Genomic DNA, 19,867 nt, shown 5'->3' on the forward strand with positions numbered 1-19,867 from the left:
GTGACAACGCGCGAACGCGGGGCCTCGGTGTAGACTGACGACCTCACTCAGCAAAATCGCCATGAGACCTGCGATGAGACCGATCCTCACGCTACGCCAGTACACCCACGACCTGATCGTCCACAGCCACGACCACGCGCAACTGGTGTTCGGGCTGTCGGGCGCGCTGGATTTCGAGGTCGAGGGGCGCGGCAGTCAGGTGGTTCAGCAGAGTTTCGTGGTGGTGCCGTCCGGGGCGCATCATGCCTGCGACAGTGCCCATGGCAGTCGTTGCCTGGTGCTGGATGTGCCGAGCGAACAGTGGGTATCTCAGTCACTGGGGAACCACGCCGAGGCCAGCCGCCGCTTGCTCGACACTGCCGGACGCCTGTCGCTGGACGCCGGGCAAAGCCAACTGGTGAGTTGGCTGGCGAGCACTCAGATCATTGATCCGCTGATCGCCCAGCAAGGCGCAGTGCTGTTGCTGGCCAGCCTCAACAACGCCAGACCTGACAGTGCGGGCGGTCGGCGCCTGCCGTATGCGGCGCTGAATGCTCACATCGATCAATACGCGGCCTATCCGCTGCAAGTTGCCGATCTGGCGCGCATTGCCGGCCTGTCCAGCGCTCGCTTGCATGCTCGGTTCGTGGCTGAATGCGGGCAGACACCGATGGACTACATTCGCAGTCGTCGGCTGCACATTGCCGTGGGCTTGCTGCGGGATTCGGCGCTGCCCATTGGCGAGATCGCTTGTCGGGTCGGTTACAGTTCCCAGAGCGCGTTCGCCGCCGCGGTGTTGCGCGAGTTCGGTGCATCGCCCGGTAAATTACGACGCGAGGCTGGCGACAAATGACGCGAGTCTGGCGACAGACATAACCGGCTCAGCACGATTCAATGTAGGAGCTGCCGAAGGCTGCGATCTTTTCGGGATCGACAAAGATCAAGATCAAAAGATCGCAGCCTTCGGCAGCGCCTACACATGTGTTCGTTTGTCGTTAAGGATTGCAATGACTCCCCGTACCGCCCTTGGCGCTCTGCATATCGGTGCACTGATGTTCGGCCTGACCGGCGTGTTCGGCAAACTTGCCGCTGCCTCACCGGCGATCATCGTGTTTGGCCGTGCCGCGTTTGCCGTCCTCGCCCTGGCATTTTTCGCCCGGTTCGCCAGTAATACCCGTTGGCAGACACTCGACGCCGTGGACTGGCGCCGCCTGTTGCTCAGCGGCTTGCTGCTGACCGGGCACTGGGTGAGTTTCTTCATCGCGGTGAAGGTGGCCGGGGTGGCGATCGCGACCCTGGGCTTTGCCAGTTTCCCGGCGTTTACCGTGATCCTCGAAGGGCTGATTTTCCGTGAGCGCATCCGCGCTAATGAAATCCTGCTGGTGGTGCTGGTCAGCGTCGGACTGGTGCTGGTCACGCCGGACTTCGATCTGGCCAGCGGTGCCACCACCGGCCTGCTGTGGGCGGTGACTTCCGGCTTGCTGTTCGCCCTGTTGTCCCTGACCAACCGCGCCAGCTCCGGACGAATCCCGCCGGTGCAGGCCGCGCTGTGTCAAAACGTGGTGGTTGCGATCTGTCTGCTGCCGGTGGCGGTGCCACAGTTGAGCGAAGTGCGCGCCATCGACTGGCTGTGGATCGGCCTGCTCGGGGTGTTCTGCACCGGCGTGGCCCACAGCCTGTTCGTCGCCAGCCTGGCGGTGATCAAGGCCCGGACCGCGTCAGTGGTGTTTGCGCTGGAGCCGGTTTACGGCATCACCCTGGCCTGGTTGTTGTTCGATGAAAACCCGACCCTGCGCATGTTGATCGGCGGCGCGTTGATCATCGTGGCCATCGTGGTTTCCAGCAGGCTCTCCGGCAGCTCAAGCAAGAACGCCGTGGCGGCGCAAGCCCCGTCTCACTGAGTGCGGTCGTTGTGGCCCAGGTCGCGGTCCGGATCGATCTGATCGCGGACCCGCTGCTTGAGCACCTTGGCCTCGGGGAAGCCGCCGTCGGCCTTGCGCTCCCAGAGCTGCACATCGTCACAGAAAATGTGAAAAACCCCGCCAGTGCCAGGCACCAGGGACACTTTGCCCAGGTCGTCACCGAAGGTACTGAGCAGCTCCTGGGCCAGCCAGGCGGCGCGCAGCAACCATTGGCATTGCGTGCAGTAGGTGATGACGATTTCCGGTTTACGTGTGGTCATGATGGGCAAAACTCCTGAGCCTGAGGGCGTCGCCATGATAGCCGCCTTTATCGCTCGCCCCGAGATCCATGCGCGCCATTTTCGGGCTTTGGCGAAGAGGCGGTCCCCGGGGCAAACGTTCCAGGCATCCTCAATAAAATGTGGGAGCGGGCTTGCTCGCGAAGCAGACGACGCGGTTTATCAGAAAAACCGCGTCATCGTTCTTCGCGAGCAAGCCCGCTCCCACATTAGATCTTCAAAACATCCCTATCGGATGCCGGCCAACAGCGTCCGGGCCGTTTCCTTGAGCGGCTCGTCGCCTTCCTTGAGCAACTCGTTGAGCAGCTCGATGGCGCTGTCCAGATCACCGTCGTCGATGCAGGTCTGAGCCTGCTCGAGTTTGCCCGCGCTGCTCGGCCCGGCCGGTTCAATATCCATCAATTCGGCATTCAGCGGCTCAAGCTCCAGCGGTTGGCCAGGATCGCCGAATTCGTTGAGAAAGCTGTCATCCAGAGATTGAGAGTCAGGTTCGGCGCCCCATTCAAGCTCAGGCTCGCCCAGCGTCGGCTCGTCGGGTATTTCGAAGACATCGGGCAACACATGCAGGTTCGAGGTGAACCCGGGCTCGACTGCCTGCGTTGGCTCATTCGGCGGTTTGGCGCTGGACGATGAGTTTTCGAAGGGGCTGATCAGGTCCCAATTCGCATCCATCGACAGGTCATCAAGGTTCAACTGGAACTCATCGCTTGATGCCGCTTCAAGTTGCGCAGCCGTCGGTGGCGTCGCTGCCACGGCAGCGACTGCCGGTGCGGCGCCGATCAGTTTCGGATGGCGGGCGCGGATGTCCTGAAGTTGCTGTGCATCGAACCCGGCGTCTTGCAGGCTGCTTTCCTGCGCATCATAAGCCTGCACATCGCCCTGTTTACCGAGGACTTCCAGCAACTGCACGGCCAGATCGGTGCGCTGGGGTTCCCTGGCCAACGCGTCTCGCAACAAACCGGCTGCCTCGGACAAACGGCCGTACGCCAGGTAGATACCGACGCCTTCCAGCACGTCACCGGCGGGCGTCTCTTCGGCCGATCCGGCAACCGGTTGCGCCTGGGACGCCTGCCTCGCCGGTTCTGCTGCACGGTTGAGCACCGGTTCATGGCGCGACGGCGGCACGGGTAACGGCTCGGGCAAGGCCTGAACCTGCTGACGTTGTCGGCGAATGAACACTGCGAGCATTAACAAAGCCAGCAGCACCACCAACCCGGCGATCAACGGCCAATGGGTTGTTTCCGGCGTCTCGGCAACCACCGGGACCGGCGCCGTCACCTCGGGTGCGACCGGCGGCGCCGATGCCGACGCCTGCTTGACTTCCGCCAATTGGGTTTGCAGCTCGGTCACCTGTTTTTTCTGAGCGGCGATCTGCTCGTCCTGAGCCTGAAGCTTCGCGTGGAGTTCATCGAGAGTCTTTTGCAGCTGCTGGTTCTGCAGCACGCTGGTGGCCAGTTGCTCGGCAACAAGATCACTCGCCGGTGCGGCGGCGGTTTGATCGGCGGCAGGCTTGGCCGCCGAATCCTTCGCAGCAGGTGGCGGAGCAGCAGCCGGTTCGACGGACGGAAACTCGGAGGCCTGAGGGCGCGGCGCGGGGGCGTCATTGGCGGGAACAATCCCCGGTGAACCCGGCGGATCGATCAGCACCGTGTATTCGCGCAGCAAGCGCCCGTTGGGCTGATTGAGCTGCACCAGAAAATTCAGGAAGGGTTCCTTGACCGGTTTACTGGAAGTCACCCGGATCAGGCTGCGGTTGCCCCGCAGGATCGGTGTGAATTTCAGGTCGTTGAGGAAGAACACCCGCTCGACGCCGGCGCGGCTGAATTCCTCCGCCGTCGCCAGGCTGACCGACAGCTCGCCCTCCTCCAGACCACTGGCGTCCACCAGGGCGATGTCCGCCTTGAACGGCTGATTGAGCGCCGAATGCTGGGTGATGTCGCCCAACCCGAGCGCAGGGGCCAATGCCGAGTAAGTGACGGCACCACCGACCAGCAGCAGCCTGGCGCAACACCGCAATACAACGTGCCAACTCTCGAGCATGAGCATCCCTTAGATAACCAGAACCAACCTGTACGCGTTCGTACATCCGGTACGAACACGATATTGCCTAGTAGTTCTTTATAGTCTGCCCAACGGGGTATCTCAAAAGTCCGGCGCGTGGTTGTGACTCAAGATTTTTCCAGGTTGGCCAGAATGTGCCCGTGGACACGCATGCAGACCTTCAAATCCGCCTCATCGACACCTTCGAACAACTCGTGGCGCAGTTGAGTGGCAATGGTTTCAATTTGCTCGATCAACGGCCGGGCCGAGGCACAGAGGACGATTTTTTTCGCCCGGCGGTCTTCCAGCACGGACTGGCGTTGCACCAGGCCCTGACTTTCCAGACTGTCGAGCAGCCGAGCCAGAGTCGGCCCTTCGACGCCGACGCTTTGCGCCAGTTCGCGCTGGGTCGGGGCATCATCGAAACGCGCCAGGTGCAGCAGCACCAGCCAGCGTGCCTGGGACAGACCCAGGCCAGCCAGTCGGCGGTCCAGTTCGGCACGCCAGCCTCGAGACATCTGGGCCAGTTGCATGCCAAAGCGGTGTTGATCGGTTAACGGCATAAAAAACTCATGGTTAGACTGAAATAGAGAAAAACTAATTATTAGTCAGCTAAGCATGACCTTTGGCTATAGGCAAGGTGTGCGCTGTACTGAATCGATACATCTGTGCGACAGGTCATTCAGATTTCGAATTCCGACTGCAGAGCGGCACGCACGCAATACAAAACACCTTCCGGCACCCGCCCTGCGAACAGCGCGGCAATCTCCGACACGGGCGGCAGTTCGCCTTCGCCGTCGAGGAAGGCGTCCTGGACTTCGCCCATCAAGTCTTCGGGCAGGTCCAGCGCCTGTTCCAGCGACAACTGCTGCTTGCCGATGGCCTCGGCGAGCATCGTGTAGACGTTCTTTTCCGAGCATTGCAACTGACCGGCGATCTGCAGGGGTGTCATGCCGGCCCGGGCGAGCGTGATCAGCTCGTGGCGCACATCGGCCACCACTTTCGGCGCCTCGACCTGACCGCCGAGCACTTCGAGGAAGGCCTCGCCGTAACGTTCCAGCTTGCGCGCGCCGACGCCGCTGACTGTGGCCATTTCCGCCAGCGAAGTTGGCTGGCTGCGGAGCATTTCCAGCAGCGTCGAGTCGGGGAAGATAACGTACGGCGGCACGCCATGCTCTTCGGCGAGTTTGCGGCGCAAGGCACGCAAGGCTTCCCACTGTTCGCGCTCTTCACCGCGAACCAGATGGCTGGCCTGGCTCTTGCTGCTTTTGGCGGTGGTTTGCGGCTTGAGGTCGCGGCGCAGTTCCAGGGTCACTTCGCCCTTGAGCAACGGCCGGCAGGTGTCGCTCAGGCGCAGCCCGCCGTAGCCCTCGAGGTCAATGTCCGCCAGACCGCGGGCCACCAGCTGTCGGAACAACGAGCGCCATTCACTTTCGCCCAGCGCTTTGCCTACGCCGTATACCGACAAATGCTGATGGCCGAAGCTGCGGACCTTTTCGTTGTCCTTGCCCAGCAACACGTCCACCAGATGACCGACGCCGTAGCGCTGGCCGGTGCGGTAGATCGCCGACAGCGCCTGACGGGCCGGCTCGGTGGCGTCCCATGTCTGTACGCCATCGACGCAGTTGTCGCAGTGGCCGCAGGGCTCGGGCATGTCTTCGTCGAAGTACGCCAGCAGCGTCTGGCGGCGGCAGCGGGTTTCTTCGCAGAGCGAGAGCATGGCGTCGAGCTTGTGCTGTTCCAGACGCTTGTGGCGCTCGTCGCCTTCGGAGTTTTGCAGCATCTGCTTGAGCATCACCACGTCTTGCAGGCCGTAGGCCATCCAGGCATCCGCCGGCAGGCCGTCACGACCGCCGCGACCGGTTTCCTGATAGTAGGCCTCAAGGGACTTCGGCAGATCGAGGTGCGCCACAAAACGCACGTTGGGCTTGTCGATGCCCATGCCGAACGCCACGGTGGCGACCATGATCAGGCCTTCTTCGTTGAGGAAGCGCTTCTGGTGATGAGCCCGTGTGTCGTTGGGCAGGCCGGCGTGGTACGGCAACGCCGGGAAACCTTGCTCGCTGAGGAACACCGCCACTTCGTCGACCTTTTTGCGCGACAGGCAGTAAACGATGCCGGCATCGCTGCGCCGCTCGGCGAGAAACGCCAGCAACTGCTTGCGCGGCTGCTCCTTGGGCACGATGCGATAGAAAATGTTGGGGCGGTCGAAACTCGACAGAAAGCGCTCGGCATCCTGCAAATGCAGGCGATCGACGATTTCTTCCCGGGTGCGCTTATCGGCGGTGGCGGTCAGGGCGATGCGCGGGACGTTGGGGAACAGCTCCGCCAACTGGCCCAGTTGCAGGTATTCACGGCGGAAGTCGTGGCCCCATTGGGACACGCAATGCGCTTCGTCGATGGCGAACAGAGCAATTTCAAGGCTTTGCAGGAAGGCCAGCATCCGCGGCTGAACCAGACGCTCGGGCGCCAGATACAGCATTTTCACTTCGCCACGCTTGATCCGCGCCGCCAGATCACGCTGTTGTTCCGCGCTCAACGTAGAGTTCAACGCCGCCGCCGCGACGCCCAGCTCTTCGAGGGTCGCGACCTGATCGTCCATCAGCGCGATCAGCGGCGACACCACCACCGCCAGGCCCTCGCGCAGCAGCGCCGGCACCTGGAAGCACAAGGACTTGCCGCCACCGGTAGGCATCAGCACCAGGGCGTCGCCGCCACTGGCCACGCGCTCAATGATTGCACCCTGACGGCCACGGAAACGGTCGTAGCCGAAGATGTCCTTGAGGACGCGTTGAGCCTGTTCGAGCATAAAAACTCCAAAAATCACCGAAACATCCCTGCAAGGCTGGTTCAGAATCACGCAGGTTGCACTGACAAATCGTAAGTGCGCATTGCATGACGCTTCACATTTCAGCCCGGATGCCAGCAGGGCATCACAAAACGCGGGAGTATACCCGAGGCCTCCCCTGCAAAGGGCGCCGCTGATAAGACGCGCGCAAGCCAATGCAACGCTCCCACAGGGTTTTCTGTTGCCCCCAACCACAGATTCCATCACAAGGGGGCAAATATGCCGCGCGGCTGGCCTGAGCGCTCAAGAAGGCCTAGAATTCCCGCATCGTATATTCTCCCCAAGGTAGCCCTTTAATGTCCTTCGCTGAGCAACTAACCCGCCTGCAAGTCTTCCTCGACGCCGACGAGCTGCATGACGAGGCGCTGGACTATGTGGCCGCCCACGGCTACCTCACCGCGCTGTCGATCTGTTCCGAGAGCGTTCCCGACCGTGAATGGATCGATGCACTCTTCGCCGAAGAGCCGCACTACGCCGACGACACCGAGCGTGAAGCGATCGAATCCACCCTGCTGGCCCTCAAGGCTCACATCGCCCGCCAACTGGCGTCCGACGAAGAGTTCGAGCTGCCGTGCGACCTCGACCTGGGCGACGACCCGGACGACTCCGACCTGCGCGGCTGGTGCATCGGCTTCATGGAAGGCGTGTTCCTGCGCGAAGCGGCCTGGTTCGAAACCGCCGAAGACGAAGTCAGCGAAATGCTGCTGCCGATCATGGTCGGTTCGGGTCTGTTCGACGAACAGCCTGAGTTCTCCGACATCGCGGCCGACGCCAACCTGATGGACGACATGATCGTGCAGATCCCGGAAGCCCTGACCGCGCTGTACCTGCTGTGCAACGCGCCAGACGAAAAACCGGCGATCCTCAAGCCACGTCACCACTAAGGTTTTGCCTATGGACAACCCCATAGGCAACCGCCCCCTGATGTTGCGCTACGTGCTGCTGGCCATCGGCTGGCTGAGCGTAGCGTTGGGGGTGATCGGGATTTTCCTGCCGGTACTGCCCACCACGCCATTCCTGTTGCTGGCGGCCGCCTGTTTCGCCCGCAGTTCGCCGCGTTTCTATCACTGGCTGGTTGAACATCCGCGGCTTGGGCCGTGGGTTCGCGACTACCTGAGCGGCAACGGCATCCCGCTCAAGGGCAAGGTCTACGCCATCGGGTTGATGTGGGCGAGCATCCTGTTCTCCTGCTACCTGGTGCCCCTGCCTTGGGCGCGGGGGTTCATGCTGACCAGTGCGGTGCTGGTGACGATTTATATCCTCAAGCAGAAAACCCTGCACAAATCTTGAGATTGATCGTTCCCACGGTCCCCGTGGGAACGCCGCCCGGGACGCTCCGCGTCCCCTTCGCCGGTGTGACGCAGAGCGTCACAGGATGCATTCCCACGCAGAGCGTGGGAACGATCATCAACTCTGCCCCTTCGTCCGACGACCTGCCCTTCCTCACTGAAAACACCGCCTAGACTTCAGACATCTGCACCCGAGCAGCCAGACATGTCCCGCAGTCCGCGTAGTCCAGGATGGTCAACGCTCCGGCTTCGGTTCGGCGGATGGCTGCTGCTGGCGAGTTTTCTACTGGCCGGTTTGGGCAGTGTCTGGGCCGACTGGGATTTTGCGCAGATTCTGCAAACGGCTGAAAAACGCCACGGCCCCCTTGGCCCGGCCCGGGGACGGATCGAGGCCTGGAGTCAAATGCTGCAGAGCGAACGCAACCTGCCTGAGCGCGAACAACTGAACGCGGTCAATCGCTTCTTCAATCAACAACTGAGTTTTCAGGACGACATGCGCATCTGGCGTCAGACCGACTATTGGGCCACGCCAGTGGAATCGCTGATCAAGGCCGCTGGCGACTGTGAAGACTACGCCCTGGCGAAATATTTCAGCCTGCGCCACCTCGGAGTTCCCAGCGAAAAACTGCGCATCACCTACGTCAAGGCCCTGACCCAGAACCAGGCGCACATGGTGTTGACCTTCTACAGCATCCCCACGGCCGATCCTCTGGTGCTGGACAACCTGATCGACGAGATCCGCCCCGCCTCCCAACGCAAAGACCTGCTGCCGGTGTACGCCTTCAACGCCGAAGGCCTGTACTTGCCCGGGGCCAACGGCGGTAAACGCAGCAGCGACTCGAAAAAACTGTCGCGCTGGCAAGACGTATTGAAAAAGATGCAAATCGAAGGGTTCGCCGTGGGCGAAGGCTAGCCGCCACAGCAAGGAGCGTTTTATGTCACTGCGCAAACAGTTGTTTCTCGCCATTTGCCTGTTCTTGCTGGTGGCCTTCAGCGGCAGTTTTTTTGTCAGCCTGGAAAGCTCTCGCGAACAGATGCTCGGCCAGTTGCGCTCCCACGCCCAGGACGCCGCCACGGCGTTGGGTCTTTCGCTGACGGCGCAGATCGACGATCCGGCGATGATCGAATTGATGGTCAGCTCGATTTTCGACAGCGGCTATTTCAGCAGTATCCGGGTCGTCAATATGGCGGATGAACAGGTGTTGGTGGAACGCAGCACACCGGCGCGCATCGAGGGCGTTCCGGGCTGGTTCGTCAGTTTGGTGAACCTGCGCCCACAGGGCGGCGATGCGCTGATCATGCGTGGCTGGGAACAGGCGGCACGGGTCGAAGTGCTGAGCAATCCGCAATTCGCCCTGGCCAAACTCTGGGACAGCACCCTTGGCAGCCTGATCTGGCTGCTGATTTGCGGGCTGCTCAGCGCCGTGTTTGGTGGCTGGCTATTGCGCCGGCAATTGCGGCCGCTCGACAACATGGTCAAACAGGCTGAAGCGATCAGCAAACGCGAGTTCCGCAGTTTGCCGAAACTGCCGCGCACACCGGAACTCAAACGCGTGGTGCTAGCCATGAACCAAATGGTCGAAAAACTCAAAGCGTTGTTCGCCGAAGAGGCCGCGCGCAGCGAAAAGCTGCGCGCCGAATCCTATCAGGACAACCTCACGGGCCTGGCCAACCGGCGCTTGCTGGATGAACAACTGGCCGACCAACTACTGGTATCCGAGCAAAGCCGCGACGGTCATTTGTTGATGCTGCGGATCAACGACCTGATCGGCCTCAACCAACGTCTGGGCGGCCAGCGCACCGATGCCCTGATCAGCGCCGTCGGCGAATTGCTCTCGCGCCTGACGCAACCAGCGGAACGTCGCACCTGGCTCGCGGCGCGCAATCGCGGTGGCGAATTCAGCTTGCTGACCCCAGGCCTGGACAATAAGGGTGCCGCACGCCTGGCTTCGGAAATCAGCGCCACCCTGGAAAACCTGCGCCTGACCGGCGCCAGCGATTGCATGCCGGTGGCGCACCTGGGCATGGTCGCCTATCACCCCGGCGAGGCGACCGGCGACGTGCTGCTGCGCCTCGATCAGGCACTGACCCAAGCCCGGCAACACCCCGAACGGCCGTGGATATATCTGGCCCACTCCGATAATGCGCTCAACCAGTCCCAATACGACTGGCGCAACTGGATCGACGACGCGCTGACCGAGGGCAAGATGCAGCTGTATTTCCAACCGGTGGTGCAGTGCGCCGACACCAGCCAGGTGTTGCATCACAAAGTCCTGGCGCGCCTGCTCGATCCCCAGGGCGAGGCGATTGCCGCCGGGCATTTCCTGCCGTGGATCGAGCGTCTCGGCTGGTCGGCGCGGTTCGATCTGGCGATGCTCGAAACCACCCTCGAATACCTCGCCGCCAACCGTTGGCCACTCGCACTGAGCCTGTCCGGCAGCACCCTGCGCGATCAGGCTCAACTGAAACTGATCTGCGACCTGCTTGAATCACTGCCCGAACTGGCGCCGTTGCTGACCCTGGAAATCGACGAACGCCAACTGCCGCCCCCCGAAGAACTGCAACGCCTGAGCTACAGCCTGCTCAACACCGGTTACCGCATCGGTTTGCAGCACTTTGGCGGCAGCTTCAGCCAGATCGGCAACCTGACGCAACTGGGGCTGGCCTACCTGAAAATCGACGGAGCGTACATTCGGGGAATTGATGAGCAGAGTGACAAGCGCTTGTTCATCGAGGCGATTTTCCGGGCGACCAACAGCATTGATCTGCCGTTGATTGCCGAGATGGTGGAGACGCAGGGGGAGTTGGAAGTGATTCGGGAGCTGGGGTTGTTTGGGGTAATGGGGCGGTTGATTGGGCCGCCGGAGCCGATGTGAGGGATTCGACCGCTCATCTTAAACCTGTGTACTCCTGTCAGATCCGACAGTAGGCAAACATTCGCGCTGACTATCTAATCCATCCATATCGGTGCCGCCCATTCGGGAGGCCAGGCGCCTCTATGGAAGGAACGCATTCATGAACAGCCTAGTGACAAACGCTGCCCCAGCCTCCAATGGACAAATCGTTGTATTCCCGCCCGATCGCGGCATCGGTGTGCTGGCCGTAGACCGACCCTTCCCACCGGGTTACAAACCGCAGGGCGACGGTGCTTTGGGGATCAACATCAACATGGTGCACGGCGACCGTGACGGCTTGCTGGTCTACATCCTGGCCTACCTGAATATGGCCGTCGGCGACCACATCAAGGTTTATATCGAAACAAAAAACGCGCCCGTCACTGAGTTCCCGGTCACCGACGCGCATTTCGATGCTGAAGGGAACGCAAAAAACATTCCGTTCCATATCTCGGCCAAAGACATGGAAGCCAGGTTTCTGCCTCTGCAGCCCGAGAACAAGGACTTCTGGTTCGAAGTTCAGCGCGTGAGCGACAACGCCGAAAAATCACCGCCTGTTCCGTTGTTCTACAAATACCCGGCGCCCGGCGAAGCGGACACTGACGGCGGCAAGCCATTCAACCAGGGCCTCAAGTTGCCCGTTGCCTCGGAAAGCTTCGTCGATCAGACCGTGATCGATGACGGCATGTTCGTAACCGTGCCGGAGTACTTCAATCAGTCCATCGGTGATGTGGTGGTGCTTGCCTTCGGATCGCTGCTCCTGGAGAGCACCGTCACCGCGCTAGGTGATGTTGTCTTTGAGCTGACACCAGAAATGCTCGCCACCCTGAAGCCCACCAACAGCCTGGTGGTGCGCTGGGAAGTATTCGACGTGGTGGAGAACTCCAGCGGCTGGTCGGATGCACTCATCCTCTCTTTCAAACCTGGCGTCGTGTTGCTGGCTGCACCGATTTTTGCACAGGCCGACCCCGACAACGTGGTGCATCACGATGGGCTCGCGGGTGGTGCCATGACGGTGCTAGTCACCGGGGTATTCGCAAAAGATGATCTGATCGAACTGACCCTGGAAGGACTCACGAAAGGTGGCGCCCCAGTCACCCACACCTATAGCCGGACGCTGACTGCCGCCAGCAGGACAGTAGATTTTCCGGTCGAGAATGAGCGGGTACGAAACTTGATCGGGGGCTCCTTGCACGCGTCCTACAGGTTGATCAAGGCCAGCAAGACCCAGCTTTCGAAACCCGCCGATGTCACCATCACGGGCACATCCCAGCCATTGGGCCTGCCGATTGTCGAACCGCTGGCAGACAACGAACTGCCGGTCGACACCGCCATGGCCACGGTGCGGGTCGCTGAATATTGGCCCTTGAAAAAAGGAGCTACGGTCGAAGCTCGCTGGCAAACCACCGATCAGGACGGGATTGTGGCCCTGTTCATTTTCCGACTGATCGTCACCGACCCGACACAGCCGGTCACCTTTCAAGTGCCCGCCAAATACATCGCGCCCTACGCCAATACCCCATTGACGGTGCAATGCATGATCACCAATCCGGGTGAGGTGCAGGTGTTTTCCGAATGGCTGCAATTGATGATTGGCGAGGAAGCGAAGATCGAGTTGTTGCCGCCACTTCTGGTCAAGCCGGCCGCCAATCCGATCGACCCGTTAGGTGATCTTCCGACGGTGCGGGTCGAATTTCTGGCGGCGATTGCACAAGACCGGGCGAGGCTGGTGGAAAGGAAAGCGCCGGTCGGCTCCCAGCCCTTCCCGCTTACTCTTCTGAACAAGAACAAGCGCGCCAACTTTTTGCTGAACCGGGAGTTTCTTGTAGCCCGTCAAGGCACGTCGCTTGAGTTGTTCTGGAACTTGAATCGTGACGGGAAAAAAGTCACGTCATCGGAATCATTGGCCTTGACGCTCAAGCCGATTGCGGCCGAAGACTCGCGGTTTCCAACACCGGGGATTGAGGGAGCCACCACGGAGCTGGACGTGACCACGCTGCTACCCACTGCGCAGCTCACCGTGGCCGAATGGCTGGGTCAGGCGTCGGGGCAGTGTGTCTGGTTGCGGTACGACGGTTTCGACGCCAATGGTGCAGCGGTTTCTCTGGAGCTTTTTAAAGGAGAAGCGCACAACGGATCATCGGGATTCAGTTGTCCGGCGCAAGTAGACTGGTTGAGCGCACTTGGGCACGGAACTGTGTTGACCATCAGTTTCAAGGTGAATTTTAACCAGAAGGCAAATTTTACGACGGCAGTGTCTTTTCCTAAGCGCACCTATACCGTCAAGGCAGTTGAACTGGTACAACCGACCATCGAGTTGGTGAAAACTTCCAAAGGCGATGTCATTCCGGACAAAGGAAACACATTTGAGAGCAACCTGAATGTGAGCGGAACCGCATCGAAAAACCTAACGGTCGAACTTTTTGTCCAAGGAAACTCCAAAGGCGTGTGGCCAGTCGACGGAATGGGAAAATGGCAAACTTCGCCACTCTCTTTTTCCGAGGGAGATAATACTTTAATAGCCAAAGCGAAGTACGGCACAGAACCGGAATCTGAGAAACGAAACTTCATTATCAAGCCGACCCTGAAAGATGAACTGACCACATTTAGGAGCGGAACATTCGAAGGGTGGGTACGTGGCCCCATCACAGACCCGAGAGATTTGCGTATTATTTCGCACCAAGGCCGTAACGTACTGTTCAACAATACTTACAGCAGCTTGGCAGGCATCTTCCTAAAAAAATCCTTTCCGAATTTTAAAATAGGACAGCGTTATCAATTTTCCATTGAAGCCATCAGAATCGACGTGGGTGGGGGCAACGTTGCACCTGTAATTTCTTTGAGTACCAGCCAAGGCCCGCTGACCGGAACCTCTGCCCTCACAATAAACTGGACAGCACTGTCTGGAGTATTCACTGCACAAACCAACTCTTTGGAATTGTACATAAATACTCATCAGGCAACTCATGTCAGCAATGATTACGCAGTGGTAAATCTACGTATAAGAGCCATCTGAGAAACGGTGTAGAAAATGGGGGCGAATTTATTTATTCGCCCCTTCCTTACCCAGCTTGGGTGAGCAATCAGCGATCGGGTTTAGCAGCCCGACTTTGATCAAGGACGCATAAGGAGCGTCACTATGTCCAAAGGCACACCCAATCCCCTGATACCGATATCGTTTCCGAAAGTAAAGACTGACCACTCGTCTAAAACCGTGCGCATTCTGTCAGATCTGACAGTAGTCAGTCTTCCCAGCCTGGTGTGTGATCAACCTCGTCCCGAAAGGACTCAGGACTTGTCACCTTCCAGGAGAACATGATGGATATCCAGTCCGCCGCGTTGAACGAACTGTTTGTGCTGTATCCGGTAATCATCCCGGGATGGGTGTCCCCGGTGAAACCTGCCTACATCGCTCACGGCGGCATTCCCAAATCCCTTTACGATGGCCAGCCCAAGGGCCTTGAGTGTCTGGTCGACCCATGGACCGAGGCATGCGCCCGGACACTGGCGGTGGATGACCGCGTTGATTTGTACATCAACAACGATCCCACCCCCGTGACCGGCAAGACTGTCGATCCGGGAGAGGAGCGACTGCGCATGCGCCTGTACGTGCCTCACGGGCGGCTGCGCCATGGCGTCAACAGACTCCATTACAAAGTCACCCGACCCAGTGGCATCGTCAAACCCTCTCGGGATTTGAATGTGCTGTATCACCTGCGCTCCCCTGGTGAACCTGCGCCGAAAAGCCTGAGTCTGGTGATCCCGCCCGACGTTATCACGTATGGGGTGAGCGCCGAGTGGGCGGTGCGAGGCGTGACGTTCGGGTTCGATTATGCCAACCGACGAACCCACGACCGTATTCGCTTTCTGCTGGGCGATGTGACGGTTGAATGGGAGGTACTCGACACCTCGGTGCCGGAGACCAGAACACTGTTCACCGACACGTTCCAGCACGTGGGTGACAACCCGAACACACTGGTCGACTTCGTGGTGTTCGACCAATTGGGCAACTTCAGCCAGTCGCCCACCAAGCGCCTGGATATTCACCTCGATCGTCTTGCGCTATCGGCCCCGACCGTCAAGGGCATGACCGGCACCCACTTCAACCCCACTCAACCGGAAGTCAGGGTAGTGGTGCCTCAAGGCTCGCTATTGCCCAGCGACAAGCTGACCGTGATCTGGAAAGGTGCCAGCGATGTCCCGACGGGTTCCTACATCAGCCCGCAACGCCCGGTCAGCGCCGGGCTGGAAATTGCGGTGCCCCGTTCGATGCTGGCCTACAGCCTGAACAAAACCGTCACCGTCAGCTATGTCATCGAACGCAACGGCAAACCCTCCACCTCACCGCCCCTGAATCCGAACATTCTTGCGCTGTCGCCGACCGCCTTGATTCCACCCAAAATTCTTGAGGCCGATGCCAACAACCTGCTGGACGTGATCGCGCTCGGTACTGCAAACGCCACAATCCATGCGTTGCCTTGGACGCTGATTGAAGCAGGCCAACCGTGCTGGCTGAGTCTGGAGGGCCAGAGGGCGGACGGTACGGCGCATAACTTGCAGCTGTGGAATGGCCTCCCGGCACAGGTCAATGCAATGTGGGTCAACCAGGGATTCTGGCCCGCAGCACTGGCCAGCAACTACCTTAAGCAACTCGGGCCGGGCTCCACGCTGACGATCAAGTTCAAGGCGTCGCTGGACAAAAGCAACGACCCGGCCAAAGCCACGGTGTTTCCGGATCGCCTGTACACGATCAAGGCACTGCCGTGGGTGAGCCCGACCATTACCTCAGTCAAAGGTGGTTCTGCCAGCGGCCCGGAGATTCCTCACGGCACCTCCACCCACCATACAACGCTTGTGTTGAAAGGCAGGGCGAGCGCCAACAAGAAGATCGATCTGTTCGACAAGGGCGCTTTCAAAGCCACGGTCAACATTGGCCCGACGCAAGAATGGACGCATACACTGACCAGCCTGGCGCAGGGGGATCATGGTTATTCGGTGACACCCAACTCTGCCAATCGGCCGGGATCGACAGCGAGAACGCTTAAGATCTTTGTTCCACTATCGGACGAGGTGACTCGGTTCAAGAACGGCCTGAACGGATGGGAAATCGGACCTGCCGCAAGAGATCCTAAAGATATTGCCCTTGGTACTTACCATGGGCGTACCGGGTTGACTAACAGCACGCATACCAATAATTGCGCTGGAGTGGTTTTACACAAGTCATTTTCAAACCTGATCATCGGCCGGACGTATGAATTCAGCATTCTGGCTGCCAATGGAGAAGGGCCTCACCTGGCTGTGTTTTCACTGCAGACAAATGCGGGGACGACAACCGGGCAATTTACGCCTCCCCGGCACACCTGGTCACCTTACTCAGTCAGGTTCACAGCTCAATCATTGCCGATAACATTGTCAGTGGTCAGTCATGTGGCGACGAGAGACGCAAATGACTATTTCTTGACTGAGCTGCGGATAAAGGCTGCGTGAAGAAGGACCGAGCTTCACCAGATCAATCAAAAGATCGCAGCCTTCGGCAGAGACTGACTGCTCTTCTTAAACCGTGCACTACCTGTCAGATCTGACAGTAGCCAGTCTTCCGAGCCTGATATGTGATACCCGCGTCCCGAGAGGACTCAGGACTTATCACTTTCCAGGAGAGCAGGATGGATATCCAATCCGCCGCGTTGAACGAATTATTTGTGTTGTATCCCGTAATCATCCCCGGTTGGGTGTCCCCGGTAAAACCTGCCGACATCGCTCACGGCGGCATTCCCAAAGCCCTTTACGACGGCCAGGCCCAGGGCCTTGAATGCCTGGTCGATCCCTGGACCGAGCTGCAGCTGCGCTCCTGGATCATGGCGGCCGATGATCGCGTGGATTTGTATGTCAACGGCGATCCCACCCCCGTGACCGGCAAGACTATCGCTTCGGGGGAGGAGCAACTGCGCGTGCGTCTGTACCTGCCGCACGGTTACCTGATGCAGGGCGTCAACCGGCTGCATTACAAAGTCACCCGACCCGGTGGCAACGTCGAACCGTCTCGGGATTTGAATGTGTTGTACCACCTGCGGCCTGCGGACCACCTGGATCTGGTGATCCCGGCCGACGTGCTCAAGGATGGCGTCAGCGCCACACGGGCGGCGCAAGGGGTAGAGTTCGGGTTCACCTATGCCAACCGGCGCAACCATGACCGCATCGAATTTCTGCTGGGCGACACCCAGGTCAGGTTCGACGTTCCCGACGGCACCGCGCCGATCACCCACACACTGTTCACCGACACGTTCCAGAAGGCGGGCGACAACCCGAGTGCTGTGGCCGAGTTCTATGTCGTCGACCAGTTGGGCAACCGGGTCAAATCCACGGAGAAGCGGCTGGACATTCATCTCGACCGACTGGACCTGTCGGCCCCGACCGTCAAGGGCCAGACCGGTACCAACTTCAGCCCGACCCAGCCGGAAGTCCGGGTGCTGGTGCCGCAGGGCTCATTGTTGCCCAGCGACAAGCTGAGCGTGATCTGGAAAGGTGCCACCGATGTACCAGCGGGGTCATACCCCAGCCCGCAACGTTTGGTCAGTGCCGGGCTGGAAATTGCAGTGCCCCGTTCGGTGCTGGCCTACAGCCTGACCAAAACCGTCACCGTCACCTATGTCATCGAACGCAACGGCAAACTCTCCCCTTCACTGCCCCTGAATCTGAACATTCTTGCGCTGCCGGCGACGGCGCTGACCCCGCCGAAGATCGTCGAGGCTGACGCCAACAACTTTCTGGACGTGATGGCGCTGGGCAGCAAAAACGCGACCATTCACGCTCTGCTCCACACGCTGATCGAAGCGGGCCAGCCATGCTGGTTGAGTCTGGAAGGCAAGAAGGCGGACGGCACGGCGCACAACCTGGCGCTGTGGAACGGCCTCCCGGCCCAGGTCAACACCACCTGGATCAACCAGGGATTCTGGCCCGCCGCGCTGGCCAACAGCTACCTCAAGCAACTCGGGCACGGCTCCACGCTGACGATCAAGTTCAAGGTGTCGCTGGACAAGAGCAACAACCCGGCCACGGCCACGGTGTTTCCGGATCGCACCTATACCATCAAGGCCGTGGAGCTGGTGGTGCCGACCCTCGACAACGTATTGGACGCCGGCAACAAGGAAGTGCTGGAGGGCGGGCTCACCGTGAGCACCACGCTGAAGCTGAAGGGCACCGCCGCCAAGGGTCAGCCCGTCGAGATTTTCGACGGCAGCGGCGCGAGCGCGGTATCCAAGGGCACGGTGAGCGCCAACCCGACGACAGGGATCTGGGAACACACGATCACCGTTCCGGTGGGCGGTCGCCGCTTGTATGCCCAGTCGCGGTATCACCCCACCCCCGTTTATTCCAACGTGCGCACCCTGACCGTGACGGCGGTGGTTGCACCGACTATTTCCTCAGTCAAAGGCTCCCCGAGCGGGGTCGAGATCCCCAATGGCGGCACCACCGTCGAAACCAGCGTGACCCTGACCGGCACCGCCAGCAAGGGGCAGTCCGTCGAGATCTTCGACGGCAGCGGCGCGAGCGCGGTGTCCAAGGGTACGGCGACTGCCCATCCGACGACGGGGGACTGGGAGCGCACGATCACCGTGCCGGTGGGTGGTCGCCGCTTGTATGCCAAATCGCTGTATCACAGCACCGCGACCTACTCCAATGTGCACCTGTTGACGGTGGTCGCCGTCGTGTCGCCGACCATCACCTCAGTGAAGGGCGGCTCCGCCAGCGGCCCCGAGATTCCCAATGGCACCTCCACCACCGAGACCACGTTCGTGTTCACTGGTAAGGCGAGCGCCAATCAGAAGATCGAACTGCGTGACAAGGGCGCAGAGAAAGCCACGATCCCCGTTGGCCCGACAGGCAATTACTCGCATACCCTCACCGACCAGGCGCAGGGGGATCACAGCTACACGGTTAAAGCGACTTACGGGGCGTTGCCGGAATCAGCGGCCCGGACGTTGAAGGTAGTGGCAGGACTGTCTGCCGGTAATGATAGAACGCTTGTTCTTTCCGGCTTCATTGTTGCCCAAGATCGCGCACCAAGAAACTTTCCAGCAGCCGCTATCTTTACGCAACAAGCAAGTGGCGGCCTGAGCCCTTACAAGAGTTACACGTCGAACAATCCGAGCGTCGCCAGTGTGACAAACCAAGGTACAGTCACCTGCAAAGCCAATGGAACTGTGACCATTACCGTTACGGATTCCGCCAATGCCACAGCAAGTTACATTGTGCAGGTCAGCGGAATCAAAACCATGCTTAGAAATGACGCTACCTGGCGCACATGGCCAGAAGCCTATAACTACTGCCAAGCCAGGGGCGGCCGCTTAGCCACACTGAGCCAAATGCAGGCGTTCTATAACCTCTATGCCCGAGAAGGAGGGAATGTCGCAGCGTTACTGGGGTGGCCGCTCATACAAAATCACCCCAGTGCGTTGTTTGGCGCTTGGGTGGCGGATGGGGGTGGAGGTTCACATTATTTTTTCAACCTTACCGGAACTCTGGCCCACGGCTATAACGCTCCATATGGTCCCCATGGTGACGGCTATAGACGACCGGCGTTGTGCCTGATTGGTTGAGTATCAGCCAACCACTCTAT

General features: G+C 59.8%; 13 protein-coding genes. 9 read left to right on the forward strand and 4 right to left on the reverse strand.

From position 1 onward, the window contains the following. Window positions 1–73: 73 nt before the first annotated feature. Together QMK51_RS20795 and QMK51_RS20800 are read left to right on the forward strand one after the other, a co-directional pair. Complete coding sequence (locus tag QMK51_RS20795; protein ID WP_320391529.1) at window positions 74–832, forward strand: AraC family transcriptional regulator; 759 nt, start codon at window positions 74–76, stop codon at window positions 830–832. 154 nt (window positions 833–986) lie between these two features. After that, window positions 987–1,880, forward strand: a complete 894-nt coding sequence (locus QMK51_RS20800; protein WP_320391530.1) for a DMT family transporter — start codon at window positions 987–989, stop codon at window positions 1,878–1,880. On the opposite strand, the gene QMK51_RS20805 is transcribed toward QMK51_RS20800, so the two are convergent. From QMK51_RS20805 to recQ, 4 genes are all read right to left on the reverse strand, one after another. Further along, window positions 1,874–2,161, reverse strand: coding sequence for a SelT/SelW/SelH family protein (locus QMK51_RS20805; protein ID WP_320391531.1), 288 nt, complete (start codon window positions 2,159–2,161; stop codon window positions 1,874–1,876). The two genes, QMK51_RS20800 and QMK51_RS20805, sit on opposite strands and share 7 nt — an antisense overlap. A gap of 246 nt (window positions 2,162–2,407) precedes the next feature. Next, complete coding sequence (locus tag QMK51_RS20810; protein WP_320391532.1) at window positions 2,408–4,219, reverse strand: FimV/HubP family polar landmark protein; 1,812 nt, start codon at window positions 4,217–4,219, stop codon at window positions 2,408–2,410. A gap of 128 nt (window positions 4,220–4,347) precedes the next feature. After that, complete coding sequence (locus QMK51_RS20815; protein ID WP_258697016.1) at window positions 4,348–4,782, reverse strand: MarR family transcriptional regulator; 435 nt, start codon at window positions 4,780–4,782, stop codon at window positions 4,348–4,350. Window positions 4,783–4,901: 119 nt separating this feature from the next. Continuing rightward, the gene (gene recQ / locus QMK51_RS20820; protein WP_320391535.1) at window positions 4,902–7,028 is read right to left on the reverse strand and encodes a DNA helicase RecQ; all 2,127 of its coding nucleotides are present in this window, start codon (window positions 7,026–7,028) and stop codon (window positions 4,902–4,904) included. 335 nt (window positions 7,029–7,363) lie between these two features. Between recQ and QMK51_RS20825 the strand changes: the two genes are divergently transcribed. The 7 genes from QMK51_RS20825 (at window position 7,364) to QMK51_RS20855 (ending at window position 19,847) form a co-directional block, all read left to right on the forward strand. Further along, the gene (locus tag QMK51_RS20825) at window positions 7,364–7,951 is read left to right on the forward strand and encodes a YecA family protein (protein ID WP_258697018.1); all 588 of its coding nucleotides are present in this window, start codon (window positions 7,364–7,366) and stop codon (window positions 7,949–7,951) included. A 10-nt stretch (window positions 7,952–7,961) separates the two neighbouring features. Beyond that, entirely contained in the window at window positions 7,962–8,357 is a 396-nt protein-coding gene (locus QMK51_RS20830) for a YbaN family protein (protein WP_258697019.1), read from the forward strand. A 204-nt stretch (window positions 8,358–8,561) separates the two neighbouring features. Beyond that, window positions 8,562–9,269 carry a cysteine protease LapG gene (lapG, locus tag QMK51_RS20835; protein ID WP_258697020.1) on the forward strand — a complete coding sequence of 236 codons (708 nt, stop codon included), beginning with the start codon at window positions 8,562–8,564 and terminating at the stop codon, window positions 9,267–9,269. A gap of 22 nt (window positions 9,270–9,291) precedes the next feature. Further along, entirely contained in the window at window positions 9,292–11,232 is a 1,941-nt protein-coding gene (lapD, locus tag QMK51_RS20840) for a cyclic di-GMP receptor LapD (protein WP_320391539.1), read from the forward strand. A gap of 139 nt (window positions 11,233–11,371) precedes the next feature. Further along, window positions 11,372–14,266, forward strand: a complete 2,895-nt coding sequence (locus QMK51_RS20845) for a hypothetical protein (protein ID WP_320391541.1) — start codon at window positions 11,372–11,374, stop codon at window positions 14,264–14,266. 302 nt (window positions 14,267–14,568) lie between these two features. Continuing rightward, a complete protein-coding gene (locus QMK51_RS20850) occupies window positions 14,569–16,737 on the forward strand; it encodes a hypothetical protein (protein WP_320391543.1) in 2,169 nt (722 codons plus the stop codon). A gap of 176 nt (window positions 16,738–16,913) precedes the next feature. Next, window positions 16,914–19,847, forward strand: a complete 2,934-nt coding sequence (locus tag QMK51_RS20855) for an Ig-like domain-containing protein (protein ID WP_320391544.1) — start codon at window positions 16,914–16,916, stop codon at window positions 19,845–19,847. Window positions 19,848–19,867: the final 20 nt, after the last annotated feature.

The organism is Pseudomonas sp. P9_31, assembly GCF_034008235.1.
Classification (GTDB): domain Bacteria; phylum Pseudomonadota; class Gammaproteobacteria; order Pseudomonadales; family Pseudomonadaceae; genus Aquipseudomonas.

Coding starts and splice junctions, on each gene's coding strand:
- QMK51_RS20815 (WP_258697016.1), bottom strand. CDS start 4,782: ATGCCGTTAACCGATCAACACCGCTTTGGCATGCAACTGGCCCAGATG.
- QMK51_RS20795 (WP_320391529.1), top strand. CDS start 74: ATGAGACCGATCCTCACGCTACGCCAGTACACCCACGACCTGATCGTC.
- QMK51_RS20800 (WP_320391530.1), top strand. CDS start 987: ATGACTCCCCGTACCGCCCTTGGCGCTCTGCATATCGGTGCACTGATG.
- lapD (WP_320391539.1), top strand. CDS start 9,292: ATGTCACTGCGCAAACAGTTGTTTCTCGCCATTTGCCTGTTCTTGCTG.
- QMK51_RS20810 (WP_320391532.1), bottom strand. CDS start 4,219: ATGCTCGAGAGTTGGCACGTTGTATTGCGGTGTTGCGCCAGGCTGCTG.
- QMK51_RS20830 (WP_258697019.1), top strand. CDS start 7,962: ATGGACAACCCCATAGGCAACCGCCCCCTGATGTTGCGCTACGTGCTG.
- QMK51_RS20805 (WP_320391531.1), bottom strand. CDS start 2,161: ATGACCACACGTAAACCGGAAATCGTCATCACCTACTGCACGCAATGC.
- QMK51_RS20845 (WP_320391541.1), top strand. CDS start 11,372: ATGAACAGCCTAGTGACAAACGCTGCCCCAGCCTCCAATGGACAAATC.
- QMK51_RS20825 (WP_258697018.1), top strand. CDS start 7,364: ATGTCCTTCGCTGAGCAACTAACCCGCCTGCAAGTCTTCCTCGACGCC.
- lapG (WP_258697020.1), top strand. CDS start 8,562: ATGTCCCGCAGTCCGCGTAGTCCAGGATGGTCAACGCTCCGGCTTCGG.
- recQ (WP_320391535.1), bottom strand. CDS start 7,028: ATGCTCGAACAGGCTCAACGCGTCCTCAAGGACATCTTCGGCTACGAC.
- QMK51_RS20850 (WP_320391543.1), top strand. CDS start 14,569: ATGGATATCCAGTCCGCCGCGTTGAACGAACTGTTTGTGCTGTATCCG.
- QMK51_RS20855 (WP_320391544.1), top strand. CDS start 16,914: ATGGATATCCAATCCGCCGCGTTGAACGAATTATTTGTGTTGTATCCC.